Annotated in this window: 18 protein-coding genes; 1 reads left to right on the forward strand and 17 read right to left on the reverse strand. The window is 32.4% G+C overall.

From position 1 onward, the window contains the following. Positions 1-100 precede the first annotated feature (100 nt). From dnaJ to gpr, 10 genes are all read right to left on the reverse strand, one after another. Positions 101-1,237 (reverse strand): molecular chaperone DnaJ, encoded by a 1,137-nt coding sequence (gene dnaJ / locus N4A68_15895; protein MCT4565779.1) that lies wholly within the window; start codon positions 1,235-1,237, stop codon positions 101-103. 396 nt (positions 1,238-1,633) lie between these two features. Further along, the gene (gene dnaK, locus N4A68_15900; protein ID MCT4565780.1) at positions 1,634-3,481 is read right to left on the reverse strand and encodes a molecular chaperone DnaK; all 1,848 of its coding nucleotides are present in this window, start codon (positions 3,479-3,481) and stop codon (positions 1,634-1,636) included. 188 nt (positions 3,482-3,669) lie between these two features. Next, complete coding sequence (gene grpE, locus N4A68_15905; GenBank protein MCT4565781.1) at positions 3,670-4,248, reverse strand: nucleotide exchange factor GrpE; 579 nt, start codon at positions 4,246-4,248, stop codon at positions 3,670-3,672. 28 nt (positions 4,249-4,276) lie between these two features. Beyond that, positions 4,277-5,809 carry a TCP-1/cpn60 chaperonin family protein gene (locus N4A68_15910; GenBank protein ID MCT4565782.1) on the reverse strand — a complete coding sequence of 511 codons (1,533 nt, stop codon included), beginning with the start codon at positions 5,807-5,809 and terminating at the stop codon, positions 4,277-4,279. A 53-nt stretch (positions 5,810-5,862) separates the two neighbouring features. Then, a complete protein-coding gene (hrcA, locus tag N4A68_15915) occupies positions 5,863-6,891 on the reverse strand; it encodes a heat-inducible transcriptional repressor HrcA (protein ID MCT4565783.1) in 1,029 nt (342 codons plus the stop codon). 106 nt (positions 6,892-6,997) lie between these two features. Next, positions 6,998-8,131 carry a radical SAM family heme chaperone HemW gene (hemW, locus tag N4A68_15920; GenBank protein MCT4565784.1) on the reverse strand — a complete coding sequence of 378 codons (1,134 nt, stop codon included), beginning with the start codon at positions 8,129-8,131 and terminating at the stop codon, positions 6,998-7,000. Positions 8,132-8,275: 144 nt separating this feature from the next. Then, positions 8,276-10,087 (reverse strand): translation elongation factor 4, encoded by a 1,812-nt coding sequence (gene lepA / locus N4A68_15925; GenBank protein ID MCT4565785.1) that lies wholly within the window; start codon positions 10,085-10,087, stop codon positions 8,276-8,278. A 268-nt stretch (positions 10,088-10,355) separates the two neighbouring features. Further along, the gene (locus N4A68_15930) at positions 10,356-10,736 is read right to left on the reverse strand and encodes a hypothetical protein (protein MCT4565786.1); all 381 of its coding nucleotides are present in this window, start codon (positions 10,734-10,736) and stop codon (positions 10,356-10,358) included. Positions 10,737-10,865: 129 nt separating this feature from the next. Continuing rightward, complete coding sequence (locus tag N4A68_15935; protein ID MCT4565787.1) at positions 10,866-12,161, reverse strand: stage II sporulation protein P; 1,296 nt, start codon at positions 12,159-12,161, stop codon at positions 10,866-10,868. Positions 12,162-12,561: 400 nt separating this feature from the next. After that, entirely contained in the window at positions 12,562-13,539 is a 978-nt protein-coding gene (gene gpr, locus N4A68_15940; GenBank protein MCT4565788.1) for a GPR endopeptidase, read from the reverse strand. Positions 13,540-14,002: 463 nt separating this feature from the next. On the opposite strand from gpr, the gene rpsT reads away from it, so the two are divergent. After that, the gene (rpsT, locus tag N4A68_15945) at positions 14,003-14,278 is read left to right on the forward strand and encodes a 30S ribosomal protein S20 (protein ID MCT4565789.1); all 276 of its coding nucleotides are present in this window, start codon (positions 14,003-14,005) and stop codon (positions 14,276-14,278) included. A gap of 184 nt (positions 14,279-14,462) precedes the next feature. On the opposite strand, the gene holA is transcribed toward rpsT, so the two are convergent. The 7 genes from holA to N4A68_15980 form a co-directional block, all read right to left on the reverse strand. Further along, entirely contained in the window at positions 14,463-15,500 is a 1,038-nt protein-coding gene (holA, locus tag N4A68_15950; GenBank protein ID MCT4565790.1) for a DNA polymerase III subunit delta, read from the reverse strand. A gap of 16 nt (positions 15,501-15,516) precedes the next feature. Then, the gene (locus N4A68_15955; protein ID MCT4565791.1) at positions 15,517-17,832 is read right to left on the reverse strand and encodes a DNA internalization-related competence protein ComEC/Rec2; all 2,316 of its coding nucleotides are present in this window, start codon (positions 17,830-17,832) and stop codon (positions 15,517-15,519) included. 178 nt (positions 17,833-18,010) lie between these two features. Beyond that, positions 18,011-19,105: a YibE/F family protein gene (locus tag N4A68_15960; protein ID MCT4565792.1), complete on the reverse strand. Its 1,095-nt coding sequence runs from the start codon at positions 19,103-19,105 to the stop codon at positions 18,011-18,013. A 226-nt stretch (positions 19,106-19,331) separates the two neighbouring features. Then, complete coding sequence (locus tag N4A68_15965; protein ID MCT4565793.1) at positions 19,332-19,622, reverse strand: hypothetical protein; 291 nt, start codon at positions 19,620-19,622, stop codon at positions 19,332-19,334. Positions 19,623-19,871: 249 nt separating this feature from the next. Continuing rightward, positions 19,872-20,609, reverse strand: a complete 738-nt coding sequence (locus N4A68_15970) for an MBL fold metallo-hydrolase (GenBank protein ID MCT4565794.1) — start codon at positions 20,607-20,609, stop codon at positions 19,872-19,874. Between the two features lie 149 nt (positions 20,610-20,758). Next, positions 20,759-21,262 (reverse strand): ECF transporter S component, encoded by a 504-nt coding sequence (locus N4A68_15975; protein ID MCT4565795.1) that lies wholly within the window; start codon positions 21,260-21,262, stop codon positions 20,759-20,761. Positions 21,263-21,406: 144 nt separating this feature from the next. Further along, positions 21,407-22,084 (reverse strand): Crp/Fnr family transcriptional regulator, encoded by a 678-nt coding sequence (locus N4A68_15980; GenBank protein ID MCT4565796.1) that lies wholly within the window; start codon positions 22,082-22,084, stop codon positions 21,407-21,409. Between the last annotated feature and the right edge of the window lie 3 nt (positions 22,085-22,087).

Consider the following 22,087-nt stretch of genomic DNA (forward strand, 5'->3'; position numbering starts at 1 on the left):
TCAAAATTTATTATACCCTAAGGTAAAGAGTATTACAAAGAAAATAAAAATAAATCCTATAAAAAGAAAATCACCTAGTAAACTAGGTAATCTAGGTGACTTACATGCTAAAAGCATCTTTGACCTTATCAAAAAAGGACTTTTTTTGTTCGTGAACATCTTCTCCACTAATCTCAGCAAATTTTCGTAGTACATCCTTCTGTTCTTCGTTTAATTTCTTAGGTATGTCTACTATTACTTTTACATATTGATCTCCCCGTCCATTACTATTTAATACATGTACCCCTTTGCCCTTTAATCTAAATACTGTACTACTTTGTGTTCCTTCAGGTATGTTGTATTTTACTTTTCCATCTAATGTAGGAACAACTATTTCATCTCCTAGTGTTGCTTGAACAAAGGTAATTGGGATTTCACAAATAATATCATAACCATCTCTTTTAAAAATCTTATGGGGAAGCATCCTTATTACAAGATATAGGTCTCCATGGGGGCCCCCTTTAGTTCCAGGTTCTCCTTCACCTCTAAGGGTTATAACTGAGTTACTATCTACTCCAGCAGGAATTTTAACATTAATTTTCTTTTTCTTTCTGACCTTGCCATGTCCATTACACTCTTCACATGGGTTATCTATTATTGTTCCTTCTCCATTACAGCTGTCACAGGTTCTAACATTAACAAATGACCCTAAAGGTGTTCTTTGTGTATATCTTACTTCTCCAGTTCCACCACATTTTTGGCATGTTTTTTTGCTAGCACCTGGTTTCGCACCAGTCCCATGACATTTACTGCATTCCTCATGTCTAGATACTTCTATATCTCTGTCGACACCAAAAGCCGCTTCTTCAAAGGATAAGTCCACTTGAATCTTTATATCTGAACCTTTTTGTGGTCTATTTCTTCTTCTACCCGATGAAAATCCTCCACCAAACATATCGAAAATATCACCAAATATATCTTCAAAACCGCCAAATCCACCTTGACCTGCTCCAAATCCACCTTGTCCATTGCCATTTACTCCTGCATGGCCAAACTGGTCGTACATATTTCTTTTTTGTTTATCACTAAGCACCTCATAGGCTTCACTTAACTCTTTAAATTTTTGTTCAGCCTCTTTATTATCCGGATTCCTATCGGGATGATACTTCATGGCCAATTTTCTATATGCTTTTTTTAGAGCTGCATCATCAACATTTTTATCGACACCTAAAATTTCATAATAATCTCTTTTACTCACTTATTTACCGCCTTTCTTTTATGGTTGGTGAGTATTTATAGAATCACAAGTCACAGATTTTAAAGAGAATGAAACCCGCTGTCTTAACTCTTCACACTGTAATTTGATTATCTATAACATTAAATCTATTATACATTAAAGATTGATATTAGTACAACATATCAATCTTAAGGCACCCTCTTGGGTGCCTCAGGTTGATGAAAAAAGCTCAATTTCTACGTTGCTACTAAAATCTCCGGTACTCACTTGCTGTGAAGCAAGCTCCGTTCCTCAATTTTAGCGCGCCTTGAACTTGAACTTTTATCACAGCCTGTCATCTTGTTGACTTTGTCAACAATCTGAGGCACCCTCTTGGGTGCCTTAAGCATTATTTATCTTTATCAGTTTACTTAACCTTTACTTATCTTCATCATCCACAACTTCATAGTCTGCATCTACAACATTATCATCCTTGTCTTGATCTCCAGGGTTTCCAGGTTGTTCTCCTGCTTGTGCCCCATCCTGTGGTTGAGCTGCTTGATACATCTGTTGTGCTAAGCCATGGAAAGCATTTGTAAGCTCTTCAGCAGCTTTATCAATTTCTTCTGTATTATCTCCCTCTAGGGCTTTCTTTAGAGCTTGCTGCTTTTCTTCTATCTTAGCTTTCTCATCAGCAGAAATCTTGTCACCATGCTCCTTTACAGCCTTTTCTGTTTCATATACTAATGAATCAGCTTTATTTCTAGACTCAATTCCTTCTTTTTTCTTCTTATCTTCTTCTGCAAACTTTTCAGCTTCTTTAACCTTCTTATCAATTTCTTCATCGGATAGGTTAGTTGATGCTGTAATAGTAATGTTTTGTTCCTTACCAGTTCCTAAATCCTTTGCCGATACATGTACTATACCATTTGCATCTATATCAAAACCAACTTCTACTTGAGGAATTCCCCTTGGTGCTGGTGGAATTCCTGTAAGCTGAAATCTACCAAGAGTTGAATTATCATTAGCCATTTGCCTTTCACCCTGAAGTACATGTATATCAACGGCTGTTTGATTATCAGCTGCTGTTGAAAATACTTGGCTCTTTTTAGTAGGTATTGTTGTATTTCTCTCAATAAGCTTTGTAAATACTCCCCCCAAGGTTTCAATACCTAATGAAAGAGGTGTAACATCTAGCAATAGTAGGTCTTTTACTTCACCAGTTAAAACTCCAGCTTGGATTGCAGCACCTACAGCAACACATTCATCGGGATTTACACCTTTAAACGGATCTTTATTTAGTATAGTCTTGATTGCTTTTTGTACAGCAGGTATTCTTGTAGAACCTCCAACTAATATAATTCTATCAATTTCTCCAGGAGATAAATCTGCATCCTTTAATGCCTTTCTAGTTGGTTCCAATGTAGATTCAACTAAATGTGCAGATAATTGCTCAAACTTAGCCCTTGTTAAATCAATATTTAAATGAAGTGGTCCTGCTGCTGAAGCAGTAATAAACGGTAAGTTTACATTAGTAGTTTGAACAGTTGATAATTCTTTCTTAGCTTTTTCAGCAGCATCCTTTAATCTTTGTAATGACATATTATCACTACGAAGATCTATCCCATGCTCCTTTTTAAATTCTTCAGCTAAATAGTCTATTACAACCTTATCAAAATCATCTCCACCTAGATGATTGTTTCCATTAGTAGCTAAAACCTCAAATACTCCATCTCCAAGTTCTAGGATAGATACATCAAAGGTACCTCCACCTAAGTCAAATACTAATATCTTTTGATTTTCATCTTCTTTATCGGTACCATAGGATAAGGAAGCAGCTGTAGGCTCATTTATAATTCTTCTAACATTTAAACCCGATATTTTCCCAGCATCCTTAGTGGCCTGTCTTTGGCTATCAGTAAAATATGCAGGTACTGTTATAACTGCATCTGTAACAGTTTCTCCAAGATAGCTTTCTGCATCAGCCTTTAGCTTCATAAGTATCATTGCTGATATTTCCTGAGGGCTATATTCTTTATCATCTATTTTTGTCTTATGGTCTGTTCCCATATGTCTTTTAATTGATATAATCGTTCTCTCAGGATTTGTTATAGCCTGTCTCTTAGCAGTCTCACCTACCAATCTTTCACCATTTTTTGCAAATGCAACGATAGATGGTGTAGTCCTATTTCCTTCTGCATTAGGTATAACTACAGCTTCTCCTCCTTCTAAAACTGAAACACATGAGTTTGTAGTACCTAAGTCAATTCCAATAACCTTTCCCATGTTTTTTCCTCCTTAACAAAAGTATATTTATATTATTTAGATTTTAATTGCTATATATAGATAAACAACACTAAATCTGAATTGAAAGCCCTTAAGCTTTGTCTTTATAATTTATTTAAACCTAAAGTTGTTCATCTTTAAAGCAAGTAATAAACACATTGATTTATTGATAAATCCTTTTCAAAATACTATTTGGATACTTTTACCATACTTGGTCTTATAACCTTTGAATTTAATATGTATCCCTTTTGCAATACATCAATAACAATATCAGATTCCTTACCATCACATTCTTCCTGCATTACTGCATGATGAAGATTAGGGTCAAACTCCTTGTCAAGAGCATCTATTTCTTCTATACCATGTTTTTCTAACACATCTAGAATTTGTTTCAATATCATTTCAATCCCACTAAGAAGCCCATCTGATTCCTCACCATTATTTTGGGCTGATCCTATCGCCCTTTCAAAGTTATCGATGATAGGTAGAATATCTACTACTATTTTCTCACTTCCAAATTTATATATATCACCTTTTTCCTTTTCTATTCTTCTTTTATAGTTCTGAAAATCTGCAGATAGCCTCATAAATTTATTATTACATTCTGCTAATTGATTTTTCACAGCTTCAATCCCACCAGCTTCATTTGCTTGATCTGTAATTTCTTCTTTTACTGCATCTAGGTTACTATCCACATCTTGATTTATTGCCTCTTCATCACCACTATCCTTTGAATGGAGTTCCTTTTCATCTACTGTATTTTTCATAAAATCACCCACCTTACTCAATCTTAGTTTAGCTTAGTTTTTTTCCTTTTAATATTAGATTTATTCTAAGTATAGCTTCAGCTACCTCTCCAGCTTTTTCCAATACACTTGTCTTTACATAGGCTGGATCAAGTATTTCCTCATTTAACACTTCATCAATATCCCCATTGTCAAAATCTATGGATACAAATTTCTTTTTTTCTAATTTTATAGCAGCTATAACTTTCTCAAAGATCTCTAAAGAATTAAATCCACTATTATCAACCATTTGAAGAAAAGGCTTCCTTAATGCATGTATAACACAATCAAATCCATATTTCTCCATGCCAGTTAAGTCTTCTCTGTATTTTTTTAATATATTAGAAATATAAATCTCTAGAGCCCCACCTCCTGGAACAACCCCATGTTTGATTGCAAATTGAAGGGACGCAGCAGCATCCTTAGCTATTCTTTCCCTTTCTCTAGTTATCTCCCCAGTAGCAGCAGATATTATTATAGTAGAGTATGCCTTGCCATGTCCATCTTGGATTAATACTTGTTCTTTTTGTGCATCATAAACTACTTTATCTGCCATACCACAATAACTGTTTAAGTCATCAATACTCTTATAGAGTGCTGATTTCTTAATTATTTTACAACCGCAATGTTTGGCTGCCTTTTGCAATTGACTATATAAAACCCTATCAGCAACAAAAACATTCCCATCCGAAAGTATTTGCATTGCCATAGGATTAATTCCTCTATTACATATAAGTAGATTTACCTTCATCTGAGCGATTTTCTCTGCCCAGGCTTTCATAAACTCTACATTTTGCAGATAATTATTTAGTCCAGCTTCAGTTGATAAAAGCTCCTTTTTATCTTCATCTATATCTAAACAATCATCCAATACCATAATCTTAGCACCATTTATGGTCAAATCATCAAAATAATTTAGTAGCTTTTTGTCTAAAACAACACCACTAAGCACTTCACTTTCTGTACCTTCCATAGCTTCAATACAATCAGAAAGCTTAAAGCTACTATTTTTCAACTCCTCGTATCCAATACCCTCAGCAGATTTATAAATTAAGTTTGAAATTTCTTCATCTTCTCTAGCTGATATATAGGCTACTTTCTTTAATAGATTAGAATTTTCCTTAGTTATGGTTATTTTCTCCATTTCAATTATGTCGATGGCTTTTTTAATACCCTTTTTTATCCCTTCAACTATCTTATGTATCGGGACACCCATTTCAGCTTTTTCTAAGGCCGAACTAAGAAGTGCCCCAGCTAAAACAGTCAATGTTGTAGTCCCATCTCCAACTTCTTTTTCCTGACACATAACAGTATTGATCAACAATCTAGCTGCGGGATGAGACGTACTTATCTCACTTAGTATGGTTACTCCATCATTAGTAATTATAGCATTCCCATAGTCATCTACAACCATGCAATCCATTCCCCTTGGTCCAAGAGTTCCTGAAACCGTAGATACTACAGAATTTATGGCATTTATATTATTATTTAGAGCCGATAATCTGAGTTCAGTCTTTTCAAATTCATTTTCATTGTTTTTCATTATTTTATCCTTTCACAAAAGGCTAAACTATGGCCTTTGCAAGTATAGAAGGTTTAAGGTAAAATATCATCAATATTTTTAGATAGTATATTTGTTAAGTATTTCAAAACTGCAACAACTCTTGAATAATCCATCCTTGTAGGGCCAATTACTCCAACCTTGCCAATAGTTTTTCCATTTAACCTATAGGTCGCAGTTATGATACTACAATCCTTCATCTCATCTATTTCGTTTTCATTACCTATCCTAATACCTATATCATCACATGTATCATTTCTTAATAGCTCATACATTAAATCCTTTTTCTCGATAGCGGATAAAAACTTCTTAGCCTTATTTATATCAGTATACTCCGGCAAATTAAATATGTTAGTTATTCCATCCAGATAAATCTCACTTTCATCCATATCCATAAGACAGTCATGTAATTTAGGTATTATTTCATCAATAGCGGCACTATAATCTATTAATTCGCTTTTGATTTTTTCTGTTATTTCGTCATCTACGTCGGATATTGTCTTTCCACTTAATTTATCCTGTAGTATGTTTGATACTGTATTTAAAATATTTTGAGAAATCCCATTAATTCTTAATATAGAATTCTTTATTATTCCTGTACTAGAAACCAGTATTAATAAAACTTTATCACTATCTACCTGAACCAATTTTATATTTTTAAGCTTACTACTTTTAAACTGAGGAGATAAACTCATGGAGGTCAAATTGGTAATCTGCGATAATATTTTTGATGTATTTTTTATTACATCATCAATTTCTACTATTTGATTCAATAATAATTCTTTAATAATTTTCTTTTGTCTATTTTCCAGTTCATATTTTCTCATCAAGCTGTCCACATAAAGTCTATAGGCCAAATCCGATGGGATTCTACCAGCAGAAGTATGGGGTGAAAGTAAATATCCCAAATCTTCTAGGTCAGACATTTCATTTCTTATTGTGGCCGAACTAATACCTAGGTCGTATTTTTTAGCTATGGTCCTAGATCCAACTGGCTGAGCTGTGGAAATAAAATCATTAATTATTGCCTGTAATATTTTTAGTTTTCTTTCAACTAATGTCATATTACCACTCTCCATTGTTAGCACTCTCATGAAGCGAGTGCTAAACTTTCTTGATTTTAAATTAACACTTAATTTGGTTTTTGTCAATAAGCTTTTATAATTTTTTTTAAAGAAACTCAACAAAAACTTGATTTGAAATATCCATACCATAGCTTGTTAACTTTATATGATTGTTTTCAATAATTAAAAGTCCTTGACTTACAAGTTTATCAATTTTTTCTCCATACAGCTCAAATATCGACATTCCAAATCTAGTAAAAAAACTACTCATATCTAGTCCTTTATTTAAACGAAGTCCCAAAAAAATAGTCTCAGCAATCTCGTCTTTTTTGTTTTTAAGCTCCTCATTTACTATAGGTAGTTTGTGCTTACTAATATAGTCAATATATTCTTTTATATCGTTGGTATTAGAACACCTATTTCTATTTTTATATGAATGGGCGGATACTCCCATGCCCAAGTATTCCTCATTGTTCCAATAAATTAAATTATGTCTGCATTCATATCCGACCCTTGAAAAATTTGAAATCTCATATTGCTCAATACCTTTTTTACTTAAAAGGTTAATGGCTAAATGATACATCTCCCTATCCTCTTCGTCACTAGGTAAACTGAGCTTTCCTTCCTCATATAATTTGTTGAATGCCGTTCCTTCTTCTATTTTTAAGGAATATGCAGATATATGCTCAGGTTTTAGTTGCATTACACCCTTAAGAGTAGCCTCCCAATCCTTTAAGCTCTGACCTGGCAATCCATATATCAAATCTATATTCATATTTTTAAACCCAGCATTTCTTGCGGAATAATAGTTTTCCATAAATTCTTCTTTAGTATGAATCCTTCCAATAAACTTTAAAATATCATTATTGAGGCTTTGAAGCCCCATGCTCAACCTATTTATCCCTACACTATTATAGAACTCTAATTTTTCTTTAGTTAATGTTCCTGGATTAGATTCTGTTGTAAACTCTATATCCCTGGATATATTGAAATTCCTATGAAGACCTTTTATAATCTCATCAAATTTTCTTATATCAAGTATAGAGGGCGTGCCCCCTCCTATAAAAATTGATTTCACTTTGTATTCTTCTAACCTATTTCCGTACATATCCATTTCTTTAATTAAAGCATCAATATAGGCATCTATCATGACACGATTTTTATTATAGGAAACAAAATCACAATACCTGCACTTTTTAATACAAAATGGTATATGCAAATATAATCCTATCTCTTTCATACGTATCTCCTCCGTAATAGCTACAAGTTACAAGTTCCAAGTTCAAGTCTTTAGGTCATACTTTTAGGTAAAACAAGGTCTTTAATTGTTAAAATTAATTTTAGATGGAATAAATTTAGTCACCTAATATTAGGTGACTATAGTTTATTTATTTTCATCGTATTTTAATACAGATAAAAAGGCTTCCTGTGGAACTTCTACACTACCCAGCTGTCTCATTTTCTTTTTACCTTCTTTTTGCTTTTCTAATAGCTTTCTCTTACGTGATATATCTCCACCATAACATTTAGCCAATACATCTTTTCTCAATGCCTTTATTGTTTCACGAGCAATCACCTTATTACCTATGGATGCTTGAATCGGTATAGCAAACATATGCCTTGGAATTACTTCCCTCAATCTCTCACAGATAATCCTACCCCTTGAATATGCTTTACTTTCATGAACTATAAGGGAAAATGCATCTATAGTTTCTTTATTCAATAATATATCCATTTTCACTAGGTCAGATTTAACATACTTCTTAAATTCATAATCCAAGGAACCGTATCCCCTAGTTTTAGATTTAAGAGCATCGAAGAAATCATATATTACTTCATTAAGGGGAAGTTCATAGCTTAAAATAAGCCTTCTATCATCAATGTATTCCATATGAAGCATAGTACCTCTTCTATCCTGACAAAGCTCCATAACATTTCCTACAAATTCGTTAGGGGCCATTATTTTTGCATCCACAATAGGTTCTTCCATATGAATGATCTCACTTTGATCAGGTAAATTAGTTGGATTTTGAATCATCAAAACCTCACCATCAGTCTTTGTTACTTTATATATAACCCCTGGGGATGTAGTAATGATATCCAGATCAAATTCTCTATCTAATCTTTGCTGTATTATTTCCATATGAAGCAATCCTAAGAATCCACATCTAAAGCCAAATCCTAAAGCCACGGAAGTTTCTGGTTCAAATTCAAGGGCCGCATCATTCAATTGTAATTTTTCTAAAGCATCCCTAATATTGTCATATTTTTCTCCTTCAGCTGGATAAATACCACAGTAAACCATAGGTGTAGCCTTTTTATAACCAGCTAAGGGCTCCTTACAGGGATTACTTGCATCGGTTATAGTGTCTCCAACTCTGCAGTTTTTTACATCCTTAATACTTGCAGTAATATATCCAACATCACCGGCTTTTAAAATATCTACAGACCTTGGTCCTGGAGAAAATACCCCCACTTCATTGACCTCAAATTTTTTTCTGGAAGACATCATCATTATTTTATCTCCACGCTTAACAGACCCTTGTTTGATTCTTACATAAGCAACTGCACCTTTATAGCTATCATAATAGGAATCAAAAATAAGAGCCTGCAAAGAAGCCTGTTCATCTCCTTCTGGATGGGGAACGTACTTTACTATAGCATCTAAAACTTCCCCGATATTTAGGCCTTCCTTTGCTGATATCAGTGGAGCATAGTCAGCTTCTATTCCAATAACATCTTCAATTTCTTTTTTTACTTCATCAGGTCTTGAGCTAGGTAAATCAATTTTATTTATGACAGGAACAATTTCTAGGTCTTGATTAACAGCTAAATATACATTAGCTAAGGTTTGTGCCTCCACCCCTTGAGTAGCATCTACAACTAAGACCGCTCCTTCACAAGCAGCCAGACTACGGGATACTTCATAGGTGAAATCAACGTGACCTGGAGTATCAATTAGATTTAATATATATTCTTCTCCATCCTTATTGTATACTAGTCTTGTAGCCTGAAGCTTAATGGTTATTCCTCTTTCTCTTTCTAAATCCATTGTATCTAAAATCTGATCCTTCATCTCTCTCTCTGTAAGAAGACCAGTCTTTTCAATTAATCTATCGGCCAAGGTTGACTTACCATGATCTATATGAGCGATAATACAAAAATTTCGTATCTTGCTTTGGCGATTCTCCGACATGAATACTATTTCCTCCCTTTATAAACAGTAATAATCTTTATAAATTATAACATAATAAAATATTGTAGTACAGAACAAAGTATTTAAGCCGAGTATTACCTCGGCTTCAGATTGTAGACAAAGTCTACAAGATGGTAGGCTTTGACAAAAGTTCAATTTCAAGGCACGCTAAAATCGAGTAGCGGAGCTTGCTTTGGCTGCAAGTGAGCAACGGAGATTTTGGTTTAGGCGAAGAAATTGGGCTTTTGTCAAAGCCTAAAGCCGAGTATTACCTCGGCTTAGAGTTAAAAACACCCTCTACTAATTCCACGACCAACTTCCCCTTTTCATCAGCAAATCTCTTGATACTCGTTATTCCATACTGGGTTTTTTCTTTTATATTTGCAGCTAACTTGTCCACTTTCTCTACATTAACTAGGTATCTATCCCCACAGAAAACAACTTCTAGGTTTTTTTCATCAAGTCTACTATAGCTTAGGAATGATGAATCACCCATAGACATCATGGAACGATTAGTCTCATCTACGATTTCCAATCCTATGTATAACAAGGCAATCAAAAAGAAAAAAGATAACAGGCCTATGAAAACCCTACCTACTCTTTTTTTTCTGTTTTCTTTTATAATTTTTTTCTGTTGTACTCTATTCATATTCCTCACCATTAGTATTTTTGACATATGAATTTTTTTTATTCCATAAAAGTAAAAATCCGTTGAAAATAAAAAAAGCCGGTAACCCTAAACTGGCAACCGGCAAGTAGAATTTTTCTCTACTTTATATCAGTTAGTTTTTATAACAAACTTTCTTAGTGCTTGATTAACTACTTGACTCAAATACTTAGCTGAACGCTGTGCTTCCTCTATAGTATTTGCATTACTACCTATCTCAAACAAAGCATAGTAATCTGATTTGTATTGATTTAATTTATATTTAAAAGCCTTTGATTCTTTTATAATTATTTTTGTTGCAAACCCAGGATACATTTCATCACTAATAGCTTTTATATAATAAGCGAACTGCTTTAACTCCTCTACATTATCATTTCCGCCCCCAATAACAATAGAAAATCTTGCAGCCTTTTCTCCATTTATTTCAACACAGCTTTCTTTTCTAATAGCCTCATAATCCCTTTTATCTAATCCATCTATATTGTTTATTCCATCCCTATGTATATCGAAGATAACCTTTAAGCTTGGATTCGCCTTAAGATTTTTATTTAAGGTCTGTAAGGATCTACTATAGGATCCCTCATAGGAAGGATGATCATGTACAGTATCATCTTGAATGACCTTAAATCCACTATTTTCAAGATAACCCTTCATTAGCTCTCCTATGGCTCTAACAGTATATTTCCTATTCAAAGAATGGTAATTCCCCACTGTTTCAGGCTTATATGACTCTGTAGCATGGGTGTGATATATAAATATCAATGGTTTATCCATTTGATGCTCTATTTTTTTTGGTGCAGGTACAGGGGTACTGACTATCTCAATATTGCCATTTAAGTCTTCTTGTTTTTTATTATTATTTTCTTCATCATTATTTTTTTCATCAAGACTTATTACTTGAATATCTCCTTCATAAAGATTATTATCTTGACTTAATTGTTTTTCATTATTATTTATGGTTGTATTTGGATTATTAAGAATTTCCTCAGCATCATATATATCATGGGTATCGTAGTCTTCATTCTCATCGACACTAACATGGACATCTATATCCCCTTCAACATTTTTGATCATAGGAATCTGTGCTTTTATTAAGGATTCAGGTTTTTTGTAGTCAAAATCTATAGCCTTAGCTAAAAAATCTTTAATGAGTATATTCGTATCCTTTCCGCCATTTTCTTTATAGTTAATCTCAAGCATGGACATAGATTTATTAATAATATGAATAAACAAATTGTCATTACCTTGTTTTACTTTAGTACTAGCTTTATTGAATCTGGCTTCGGCTGTAGCAAGGATTACAGTATTATTAATAAAAAATATATTTATGGATAAGGATATCATCATAAAAGTAATTAGCACTAACAAAAAACTAACCATATTGTAATCCCTATTATTTTTTTTCATTTGATTCCCCCTCACTTACTTTTTCTTTACGTTAGGCATATTCAAAAAATAAACTAGTCATCTTACTTGAACTTTTGATTCTTTTCCCCATACTCGGTTACTTAGATACAGTGGGTATGGACGTGACTGGGTGACTAGAAAATAATCAGAAGCACTTCGCAACCAGACTTGTTTATTTTTTATATGCCCTATCTATCATCCAAAATAATAATTTGGACTAGTTATTCACAATTAATTATATGTTTATGTAAAGGCTTATATGATTGAATTTAAAGTTATTTTTGGATGAGGAAATTGCATAGCTCTTACTTTGCTAAGCCTAATACGGGAATATCATCCTTGATTTAAGTGCTTAATATCATAGAGTCCTTGGCTTTTAGCGGGATTTTTACTCAAATATCTACTGAAGATATCTATTTACATCCTTCAGATCAACTCCAGGATGTAGGGCTATATTTATGCCATTGGCAATAATCTGAGATATATCCGTAATAATTTTATCTATCTCCTTAGTTGTTACTATAACATTGGCACCATAGGGTTCTAATACTTCTTTGATCAATGCATACTTTTCATCTTCTTTCATATCGTCTAGCAGTTTAAAGAATTCCGATCCTTTCTGGGAATGGCTTTTCAAAGCCTTTACAACCATACCGATTGTGTCATTGGTCATAGTTGCTGCATCAACTACCGTTGGAACTCCAATAGCTATAACTGGCACTCCTAGGGTTTCTTGATTTAATTGTTTTCTTTGATTTCCTACCCCTGAGCCAGGACTTATTCCAGTAGTAGAAATCTGTATAGTTGTACTTACTCTTTCCATTTTTCTTGATGCTAGGGCATCTATAGCTATAACGAGGTCAGGATTTGATTTTTCTACAATTCCCTTAATAATGTCACTAGTTTCAATGCCAGTTGTTCCCATAACACCTGGGGTAATAGCACTAACCGATGCCATAGATGGATCTTCTGTTTTTTTGTACATTTTGAATAGATGCCTTGTTACAAGTATCTTTGATACAACCTGAGGGCCTAGGGCATCAGGAGTAACATCCCAATTACCTAACCCAACAACAAAGGTGCTGAAATTTTTCTTCTTAGGTAATAAATGAACTAATTCCTTCGCCATAACTTTACTTACGCTATCCTTGATATCTGCATCTGCACTTTTAAGCCCTCTAGCTTCAACTGTTATATAACTACCTACAGGTCTCCCCATCAACTGACTTCCTTGATCATCTGTGATCTTTACCCTTGTTATTTCAATACCATCCTCCACTTCATCCTTTTCCACTTCAACCCCCGAAATTTCTTGCTGTTTTTCTTCCTTATACAACTCTCTAGCTTCGACCGCTAAATCCGTCCTTACTTGAAACATACTACACCTCCAATATTCTATATGCAGTTTTTTAGTCAATATTATTTTCTCTTTAAAGCCTTAAGTCTATTCATAAAAGAATATTTTATAGGTGTTTTGGAAATAAAATATATTATGACCCAGATTATTCATAGAAAATTTAAAACTCTACTTCGTCCTTTTGTTTCTAAGTCATTCATCAAATTCTTGATGTACCGTCTAGGTATGCTTTCAAATCTGATAAATGCCTTAGAAATCAAAACTACTCGTATATTTTCAAACTCTGTATGAATAATCTAGGTATAATATGAGCTATAGAAATCCCAATAAATCCTTTGCATTTGGATTCCTATAATACAATGGAATCATTGGCTACTAAAGGACGTAAAGTGTAGACTTATAATATATGATTATTTTTCTTGCAATTTAATTGCAATCATGATAAAATTACACGTGTTAAACAGCAAACGAGGGGGTGAAAATATTGGCTAATATCAAGTCTGCTAAGAAAAGAATCAAAGTTATCGCTAAAAAGACGGAGCAAAACAAAATTAGAAGATCTATGATGAAAACTGCTATCAGAAGATTTAACGAAGCAGTTGAAGCTGGTGATGTTCAATTAGCTACTGAGAAGTTCCGTTACGCTGAAAAGAAAATCAATAAAGCAGCTACAAAAAATACTATTCATAAGAATAATGCTGCTAGAAAGATATCTAGATTAGCAAAGCAATTAAAGCAACTTCAACAAGTTGCTAATTAATTCGCTAATTTTTCACCAACACCCGTCGTTAAACCCCGCTGCAAAACAATAAAAGCGTACTAAGTACGCTTTTTGACTTTTTTGAAAAAATTTTATTGTAATTCATCTGCTAAACCATAGATATCCCAGTCAAAACTTTGATTAAAAGCTCCCTAGAAACATAGGAAAGCATTACTCCTTCATATCATTTACAAAACATTGTTATCAAAACCTCTATGGATAATTTCGGAGCCATCTTGCCAGTTTTTATTTTCCTATCGGCATCCAATGACCAATTTAATATATTTAACAATTCCTTAGCAGTAAAAAAATTGGCTTGTTTAACATACTTTTTGGCAATATATTGGGGCAATGATATTTTGGGTGCTATTGCTGTAGCTGTATATCCTCTATCTACCATAAGCTTAACTTTATTAAGTATCTTGAATTGTCTAACGATCATATGTAATATTCTACCTTCTGGCTCTCCAATGGCAAGCATCTGGTTGAATAGGTTCAACGCCAAATTCCCATTTTTATCCCCAACTGCATCTACCAATAGGAATATATTGCTTTCCAATGGTTTACTCATAATCTTTTCAATATCAGCGGCTTCAATAGTGGATTTATCAGCGGTATAATTACATAGTTTTATGAGTTCATTCTCTACATCATACAGTGTTTGACTAGAATTCTTATCTATATAGCCTAAGAAATCTATAAGTAGGTCTAAAGAAGTACTATCTATTTTTTTATGGTTATTATTCAATATTTTTTGAATCCATTTTGAAAGGGTATATTTATCTAGCTTTGAAAACTCTAGAATTTTACCATTAGACTTTATTTCTTTTATAATTTTTTTTCTTTTATCAATCTTCTCTCCGGCCTCAAAAATTAAACATGTGGACTCTGGAAGCTTGGATAAGTATTTTATTAGACTTTCTTCATTATCTTTACTTAAAATGCTTTTACTTCCACTAAAAGCATCCTTAGTTCTAACAATCACAATCCTCTTTTCACCCATAAAAGGCAAGGTTTCACAAGAATTTAATATGACATCAATATCATCTTGAAATCCATCAAAGAAACTAAAGTTAAAACTTTCATCATTAGCATTATTTATATATTTATGTTTTATGGCTTCAATAGCCCTATTGACCAAGTATTTTTCTCTACCAAAAAACAAATAGACCTTTGAAATATTATCTTCTTTTATATCCTTTAACAAGCTTTTATATGCCATCATTTCCTCCTAAATATTATTGAATCATTGTATGAACTTCTATGCTGTCTCCATCAGATTCTATTATAACAGCTCCATTATTATCATTTCTATATATTTTTATTTTTCTTTTATTTAAAGTATTGAGGGTATTTTCATGTGGATGTCCAAAAACATTTTTTCCTACTTGGATTACTGCTATTTCGGGGCTAAAATAATCAATAAAATTTCCACAGCTTGATGTATTACTTCCGTGATGACAAACCTTTAGTATATCAATATCTCTTTCAAAGGTTTCCTTAATTATTTCCTGTTCAGCTTCTTTTTCAATATCACCCGTTAATAATACCTCAAAATCTTTATATTTTAAGATAATTACTAGGGAATTATTATTTATATCATCCTCTGTATTCCCCATTGGAGTCGGTGAAGGATGTATGGCTGTTAATGTCAGGTTTTTTTCTAGGGTAATTGTCTTACCCCTGGTAAATTCCTTGATAGGAATATTTTTCACTGCACATTGTTTGACCAATTCTTCATATTCTTCACAAGAATAAATTTTGGTGCCTATGACCACTGACTCAAATTTCACATTGTTAATAACATCGATTATTCCACCAATATGATCATTATGTATATGACTAATACATATTAAATCAATATTTGATATATGGTTTTTAAGTAAAAACTTAGACAAAAAATCCTTTTTATATTTACCTCCATCTATCAATACATTCTTTCCCTTCGGAGTTTCTATAAGTATACAATCACCTTGTCCCACATCCACAAAGGTTACTTTTATCTTCTTAGGCGATACAAGGCTAAAACCGTAAACGCCTAAAACCACAATCAAAAAAAATAGTAATATCTCCCTTAACTTATATTTATTTATATAGGGAATCCTGTCTTTATAGAATATTAACATTATACCAAAATAGAAGGCTGCTAAGAACAGAAAACTAGGTGAAATAACATTAAAACTACTAAAGGGTATGTAAGAGGAAATTGAGTTTGTCCATATTAATATTTTTATTAGCAGCTTATCAAAATAGGCTATAAACCTTGCAATACTCATATGTACAAATAATGTAATAAAAAGTACTAGGCTCAAAGGCAAAATAAATGTGATTAATATAACAATTGGGATATTTATTATGGGTGCAATAAGGGAAAAATTATTAAAATGATATGCAATGATGGGAGAAGTACCAATTTGTGCCGACAAAGTTGTAGAGACCATTTTCCTTAAAAAATTAGGAAGCACCCTTAACCTTTCATAAATGGGTTTATAAAATAATCCTATGGATATAACCGCAAAAAATGAAAGCTGAAAACCTACATTAAATATTATAAAGGGATTTATTATGACATTAACTAAACAAATCAATGCTAGAGAAGAAAATAAGTCGTATTTTCTATTAAAGGTATTTGATAAAGAACATAATGTTATCATTGATGATGCCCTTATGACGGAAGGCGAAAATCCAACAACAAATGCAAAAACCCATATCAATAATACAAGTATCGAGGATTTATATTTCTCTTGGATCTTAAGACTTTTCAATATAAAATCTATAAAAACAAAAAGAATACCGAAATGTAAACCTGACACTGCTAATGCATGGGCCGTACCACTTGCCTTAAATTCTTCATACAAGTTTTTATTTATTATTTTTTTATCACCAAATGCCATACTTAAAGCTATCTTTCCTTCATCATCGGGAAGAATTTTCAACGTTTTATTATAGATATAACTTTTAATTTCATGTCTTAGTTTTAGTAAGAAGGGTAAATTACCATCCCCTATAATTTTCATATTATTACTACTTATATTCAGTATAGTTTGTATACCTTGTGTCTTTAAATAAAGATTATAATCAAACATCCTAGGATTTCTAGCCCCATCGGGGATTTTTAACTTACCCTTTACAATAACTTTTTTATCATTAAGACTTATTCCTTTATAATCAAATATCTTCAATAATGCTTTGTCCTTAATCTCATAGCTTTTACCTTTATATTTGACCCTATTGACATTAAATATATAGACACTTTTATCAGTAACATATTTCTGAGCGCAATCGCCAATAAGTTCTACCTTTTTATTAACAAAACAATTTAAAGGGTCCTTGATACAATAATTATACTCTAAATGTAGAGCCCCTAAAAAAAATATCCCACACAATATTATAATTATTCTTTCTTTACGTTTTAAACTAACTAACAATATAATCATCAATACATTAAACGATATTATTGTCAATATAATTTTCATAGATAATCTTAAATAAAATTGAACTATAATCCCTAGAACTAAGGCTATGGCTATACCAACAATAGGTCTCCTATACATAGGCACACTTCCACTCTCGACTTTTATTTACTTTTATTTACAATTCTCTATTTGTTTCTAATTTCCTTCTTTTTATATACAATCAAAATAGCCTATGGGAATTCTTGACTTCCCATAGGCATAATTTTTTTCAAAAAACTTTTCCAGTATATATATTATAGAAATTCAAATATAAATTTTAATCCTTTTTAATGAGTATTGCCGATAATGCCGCAGTGAGGGGTATGGCTAAAACCAAACCTATACTCCCTGCAAGGGAACGAATTATCTCCGTTGCAACAATATCTAAATTAATAATCCTCAGCAAAGATGTTTCATAGGACATAAACAACAGCATTAAGGGTACTGTACTACCTGTATATGCAAGAATCAATGTATTTGACATGGTTCCCATTATATCCTTACCAACATTCATTCCGGAAATAAATAGCTCTTTTGTAGTTAAATTGGCATTAGCACGATTAATTTCTTCAGTTGATGAAGCAATGGACATACTAACATCCATTACTGCTCCTAATGCACCTAGCAATATTCCACAAAAAAGCAAATCTCTAAAATTGAATTTAATACTTTGGGGAATATATAAAAGCATAACTGCTTCCTCACTAGATAATCCTGTTAATTTAACCTTTGTACCAATGATAAAGGCTAGAAATCCGGCTATTAGTACTCCAGAAAGTGTTCCCACTATTGCGGTAAAGCTCTTCTTTGTGAAACCAGAGATTATAAGAATTGTCACAATAGTTATAGTTGCCGATATTACTATTGTTAAGATAACAGGATTGAATCCCCGTAGCATCAAGGGTAAAAGAACCTTAAAAATCATGAGCATAGTAAATATTAATGTAGCTATGGTTTTTAGACCTTTATATTTTCCAATCAACAATAGGATAATGATATATGTAATAGTAAGTATATATATGTAATTATTCCTTACATAATCCGTAATATTTATTTCCAATGTACCATCTTCCAGTTCTTCAATAAATACCAATACTTTATCCCCGACTTTTACAGGAATATCATATACGGGATGCCCCGATTGAACATTCTCTATATTAAAAATCTGGTTTTTATATTTGCCAGTTAGAACTTTTAATTCAACAAATTGAACGGCCTCAACATGCTCATCAGCAATATCATCTTCAATGAAAACTTCTAATACCTTAGCCTTTTCGTAGGTAGATAAATCCTTTTCAGCATAAACATAAAAACTCAATGAAACAAATATTAGTACAACTAATGCCAGTATTCTTTTTGCCAACTGTATCACCTCATCATATTCTAGTCAAGATAATTATAACATGATATAGTTGCAAATTCTATGTTACAGGGTAAAAATTTATAAATTTGTAATATTTTTTCAAACTCGACCATGATAGAGATCCTTTATTCCCTTTAACTTTTTCATACTTAGTGAACCTTTTTTAGAACCTAAAAAAACCTTCATATTTAGATTGAAGGTCATTTTTGTAGTTATTAAGAACTATAGAATTTAATTAGTGATTTAAGTAATTTGGTAAGTCTTTAGGTGAGGTGTGATCATTGCCAATATAATTTAAATCCGCTTCAATATTTATACTGTGATTGTTTTTATCGTGCTTTATTTTGGTATTTTCTATTCTACCATCGTCTTGATGGTATTTTAGAAATTGAGTTAGTATATCTCTGGCATTTTCTACACTAATATCATCGTTATAGGCAACTAAATATTCCCTTTCAGGAACTTCTAGATAAAGTTTATATTTATCCTTTAATTTCACTCTTCTCTCTGATATGCTATTTATCAATATTCTCACCTTCCCTTCAGCTTTATTATGTGTAGAAATAGTTATCATAATACATAAAATGAAAAACTGAATAAAATGGGATTCTTGAATTTTGGATCAAAATTTTTAAAAGACCTCAATAAAAAAGTTTTGACTGGAATCTCTATAATCCTATGTCAGGCTAAACCTAGATTATCCATAGGAGTTTCAGACTATCCTAAGTATTTTTAAATCTCCTATGAATAACCTTGATTAAGCTCCTAATTTAATTTATATATCATAGGTTTTATACTCCGTCGCTATTTCTACATCACCTAAAAAGCTTCTCTTAACTTCATTAACAACCTCTTCTAAGTCATACTCAGGCCATATATGGGTTAGCAAAAGCTTTTTAACTCCCGTTGAGGTAGCTAACTCACCAACTTGTCTAGCAGATAAATGATATACATCCTTTGTCAAATCCTTATCCAGTAAATTGCATTCACATAAAAGCAAATCCGCTTCCCTTGATATTGATCGAAGCCCATTACAGTATCTAGTATCACTAGTATATACAAATTTTTTGCCATTTTTTTCAACAATTACAGCATATGTTCTTACTGGATGAGACATAAGCTCAAATGTAATCTTCATATCACCAAAGGTCAATATACTCCCTTTATTTAGCTCATTTAAGATGAAAGCATTCTTAAACTGCATCTTCTGATATACATCCAATGGGTCATTTGGGGCATATAGGGGTATACTCTTGTTTATCTTCCCCTTCCCTTGATTAATACCGATAGCGTACCTCATAACCATTATATCTGACATATGATCGCTATGTAGGTGACTCAATATTATTGCATCTATCTCATTTAAGCTTCCAATCTTCTCTAATAATCTACTCAATACACCATTTCCACAATCTATTAAAATTTTGAATCCTTCATCCTCCAAAAGATACCCTGAGCAAGCTCCACCAGCTCTAGGATATGGTCCGCAATTACCTAAAATCGTTATTTTCATTAGTTGTCCTCCTATTTGTTTGTTGATATAGAGTCTATAGTTTATGAACTCTGATTTAGTATTACTAAAATTTTACCATAAAGTATGCTTATTTTGCCAAAAAAAAGAAAATGAATATCTTAATATTAAGATATCCACTTTTTTTGCTATTATTTTATGATTTTAGCTTTCTTTATACCTAAACCCATTGGGAAAAATATAAGAGCCCCTGTAAGTCCTTGTATAACATTTGGCCCAAGTTCTACCAAGGGGGTCTTAAAGCTACCAAGCATTATGACCTGGGAAATATAATATCCCGTTGCCATCCATATGGAACCTATTATTACAGCGGCTATATTTCTATAATTTAATAAATTTTCCTTATTACCATCGGCTACTTTACCTACTATAAGTCCCATTAAGCCTTTAACTATAAGTGTTGGTATAAAATATGCTGGTGCAAGTAAAAGATCCGATAAGGCAGCTCCTAATCCACCTGCAACTAAACCATATCTCCATCCAAATATAATAGCGGCAAAGAAAATAAAACTATCACCTAGATTTAGATATCCACCCGTCGCGGGTATTGGTATTGTAATGGCCATCGATGAAACAGTTACCAAAGCCGTTAAAAGTGCCATAATAGTTAAATCCTTAGTACTAAGATTACCCATTGTACTCCCCACTCCCCCAAGAATTGTATCGTCATGTATTATTACAAGTATATTATACAATAAATTGTACCTATTGTAAATAGTGAGATAAGGGTGAAATATAGAACAACGGGATTATTGTACCGATACAATAATCCCGTTGTTCTATAACCACGATTCTAGTTTATCTATATCCTTTATAATTATTTTCTTCCCCTCAATTTTTATTGAACCCTCTTTTTTAAATCTACTAAGCACCCTACTTACAGTTTCTCTTGCCGTTCCAATCATATTAGCTAATTCCTGTCTAGATAACTCTAACTCAAATTCAACGTGGCCATTTGCTATAACCCCATGATTTTTTGATAATGCTATAAGAGTATTGGCTGTCCTTGAGTATGTGTCATTTAAAGCTAATTGCTTTAATTTCATTTGGGCATCAAATAGTCTTTTACTCAAAATTTTTATTAAATTAAAACCTAGCTCGGCATTCATCTTAATCAGTTTTTCTAAGTCACTATTCTTAATAACTCCTACTATAGCATCTTCTAATACTTCAGCGGTAGCTGGATAGCTTATATCATTGAATATAGTAACTTCAGCAAACACTTGATTTTTGCCATAAATATTTAATATCAGCTCTTTCCCATCCTTTGATGATTTAAAGATTTTTATTTTCCCAGATTTTATAAAGTATGAGGCTATGCCCTTATCACCTTCCATAAAAATTATACTTCCCTTTTTATACTTTTTATCAAAGGTTATAGATGATATTTTTTCTAGATCCCCATCCTTTAATTGGGAAAAACTTGGAACACTTCTTAAGGCTTCAATACCATTCATTTA

Source organism: Maledivibacter sp., from assembly GCA_025210375.1.
Lineage (GTDB): Bacteria > Bacillota > Clostridia > Peptostreptococcales > Caminicellaceae > JAOASB01.

Coding starts and splice junctions, on each gene's coding strand:
- dnaK (MCT4565780.1), bottom strand. CDS start 3,481: ATGGGAAAGGTTATTGGAATTGACTTAGGTACTACAAACTCATGTGTT.
- grpE (MCT4565781.1), bottom strand. CDS start 4,248: ATGAAAAATACAGTAGATGAAAAGGAACTCCATTCAAAGGATAGTGGT.
- N4A68_15910 (MCT4565782.1), bottom strand. CDS start 5,809: ATGAAAAACAATGAAAATGAATTTGAAAAGACTGAACTCAGATTATCG.
- hrcA (MCT4565783.1), bottom strand. CDS start 6,891: ATGACATTAGTTGAAAGAAAACTAAAAATATTACAGGCAATAATTAAT.
- hemW (MCT4565784.1), bottom strand. CDS start 8,131: ATGAAAGAGATAGGATTATATTTGCATATACCATTTTGTATTAAAAAG.
- lepA (MCT4565785.1), bottom strand. CDS start 10,087: ATGTCGGAGAATCGCCAAAGCAAGATACGAAATTTTTGTATTATCGCT.
- N4A68_15930 (MCT4565786.1), bottom strand. CDS start 10,736: ATGAATAGAGTACAACAGAAAAAAATTATAAAAGAAAACAGAAAAAAA.
- N4A68_15935 (MCT4565787.1), bottom strand. CDS start 12,161: ATGAAAAAAAATAATAGGGATTACAATATGGTTAGTTTTTTGTTAGTG.
- gpr (MCT4565788.1), bottom strand. CDS start 13,539: ATGTTTCAAGTAAGGACGGATTTAGCGGTCGAAGCTAGAGAGTTGTAT.
- holA (MCT4565790.1), bottom strand. CDS start 15,500: ATGGCATATAAAAGCTTGTTAAAGGATATAAAAGAAGATAATATTTCA.
- N4A68_15955 (MCT4565791.1), bottom strand. CDS start 17,832: ATGTATAGGAGACCTATTGTTGGTATAGCCATAGCCTTAGTTCTAGGG.
- N4A68_15970 (MCT4565794.1), bottom strand. CDS start 20,609: ATGAAAATAACGATTTTAGGTAATTGCGGACCATATCCTAGAGCTGGT.
- N4A68_15975 (MCT4565795.1), bottom strand. CDS start 21,262: ATGGGTAATCTTAGTACTAAGGATTTAACTATTATGGCACTTTTAACG.
- N4A68_15980 (MCT4565796.1), bottom strand. CDS start 22,084: ATGAATGGTATTGAAGCCTTAAGAAGTGTTCCAAGTTTTTCCCAATTA.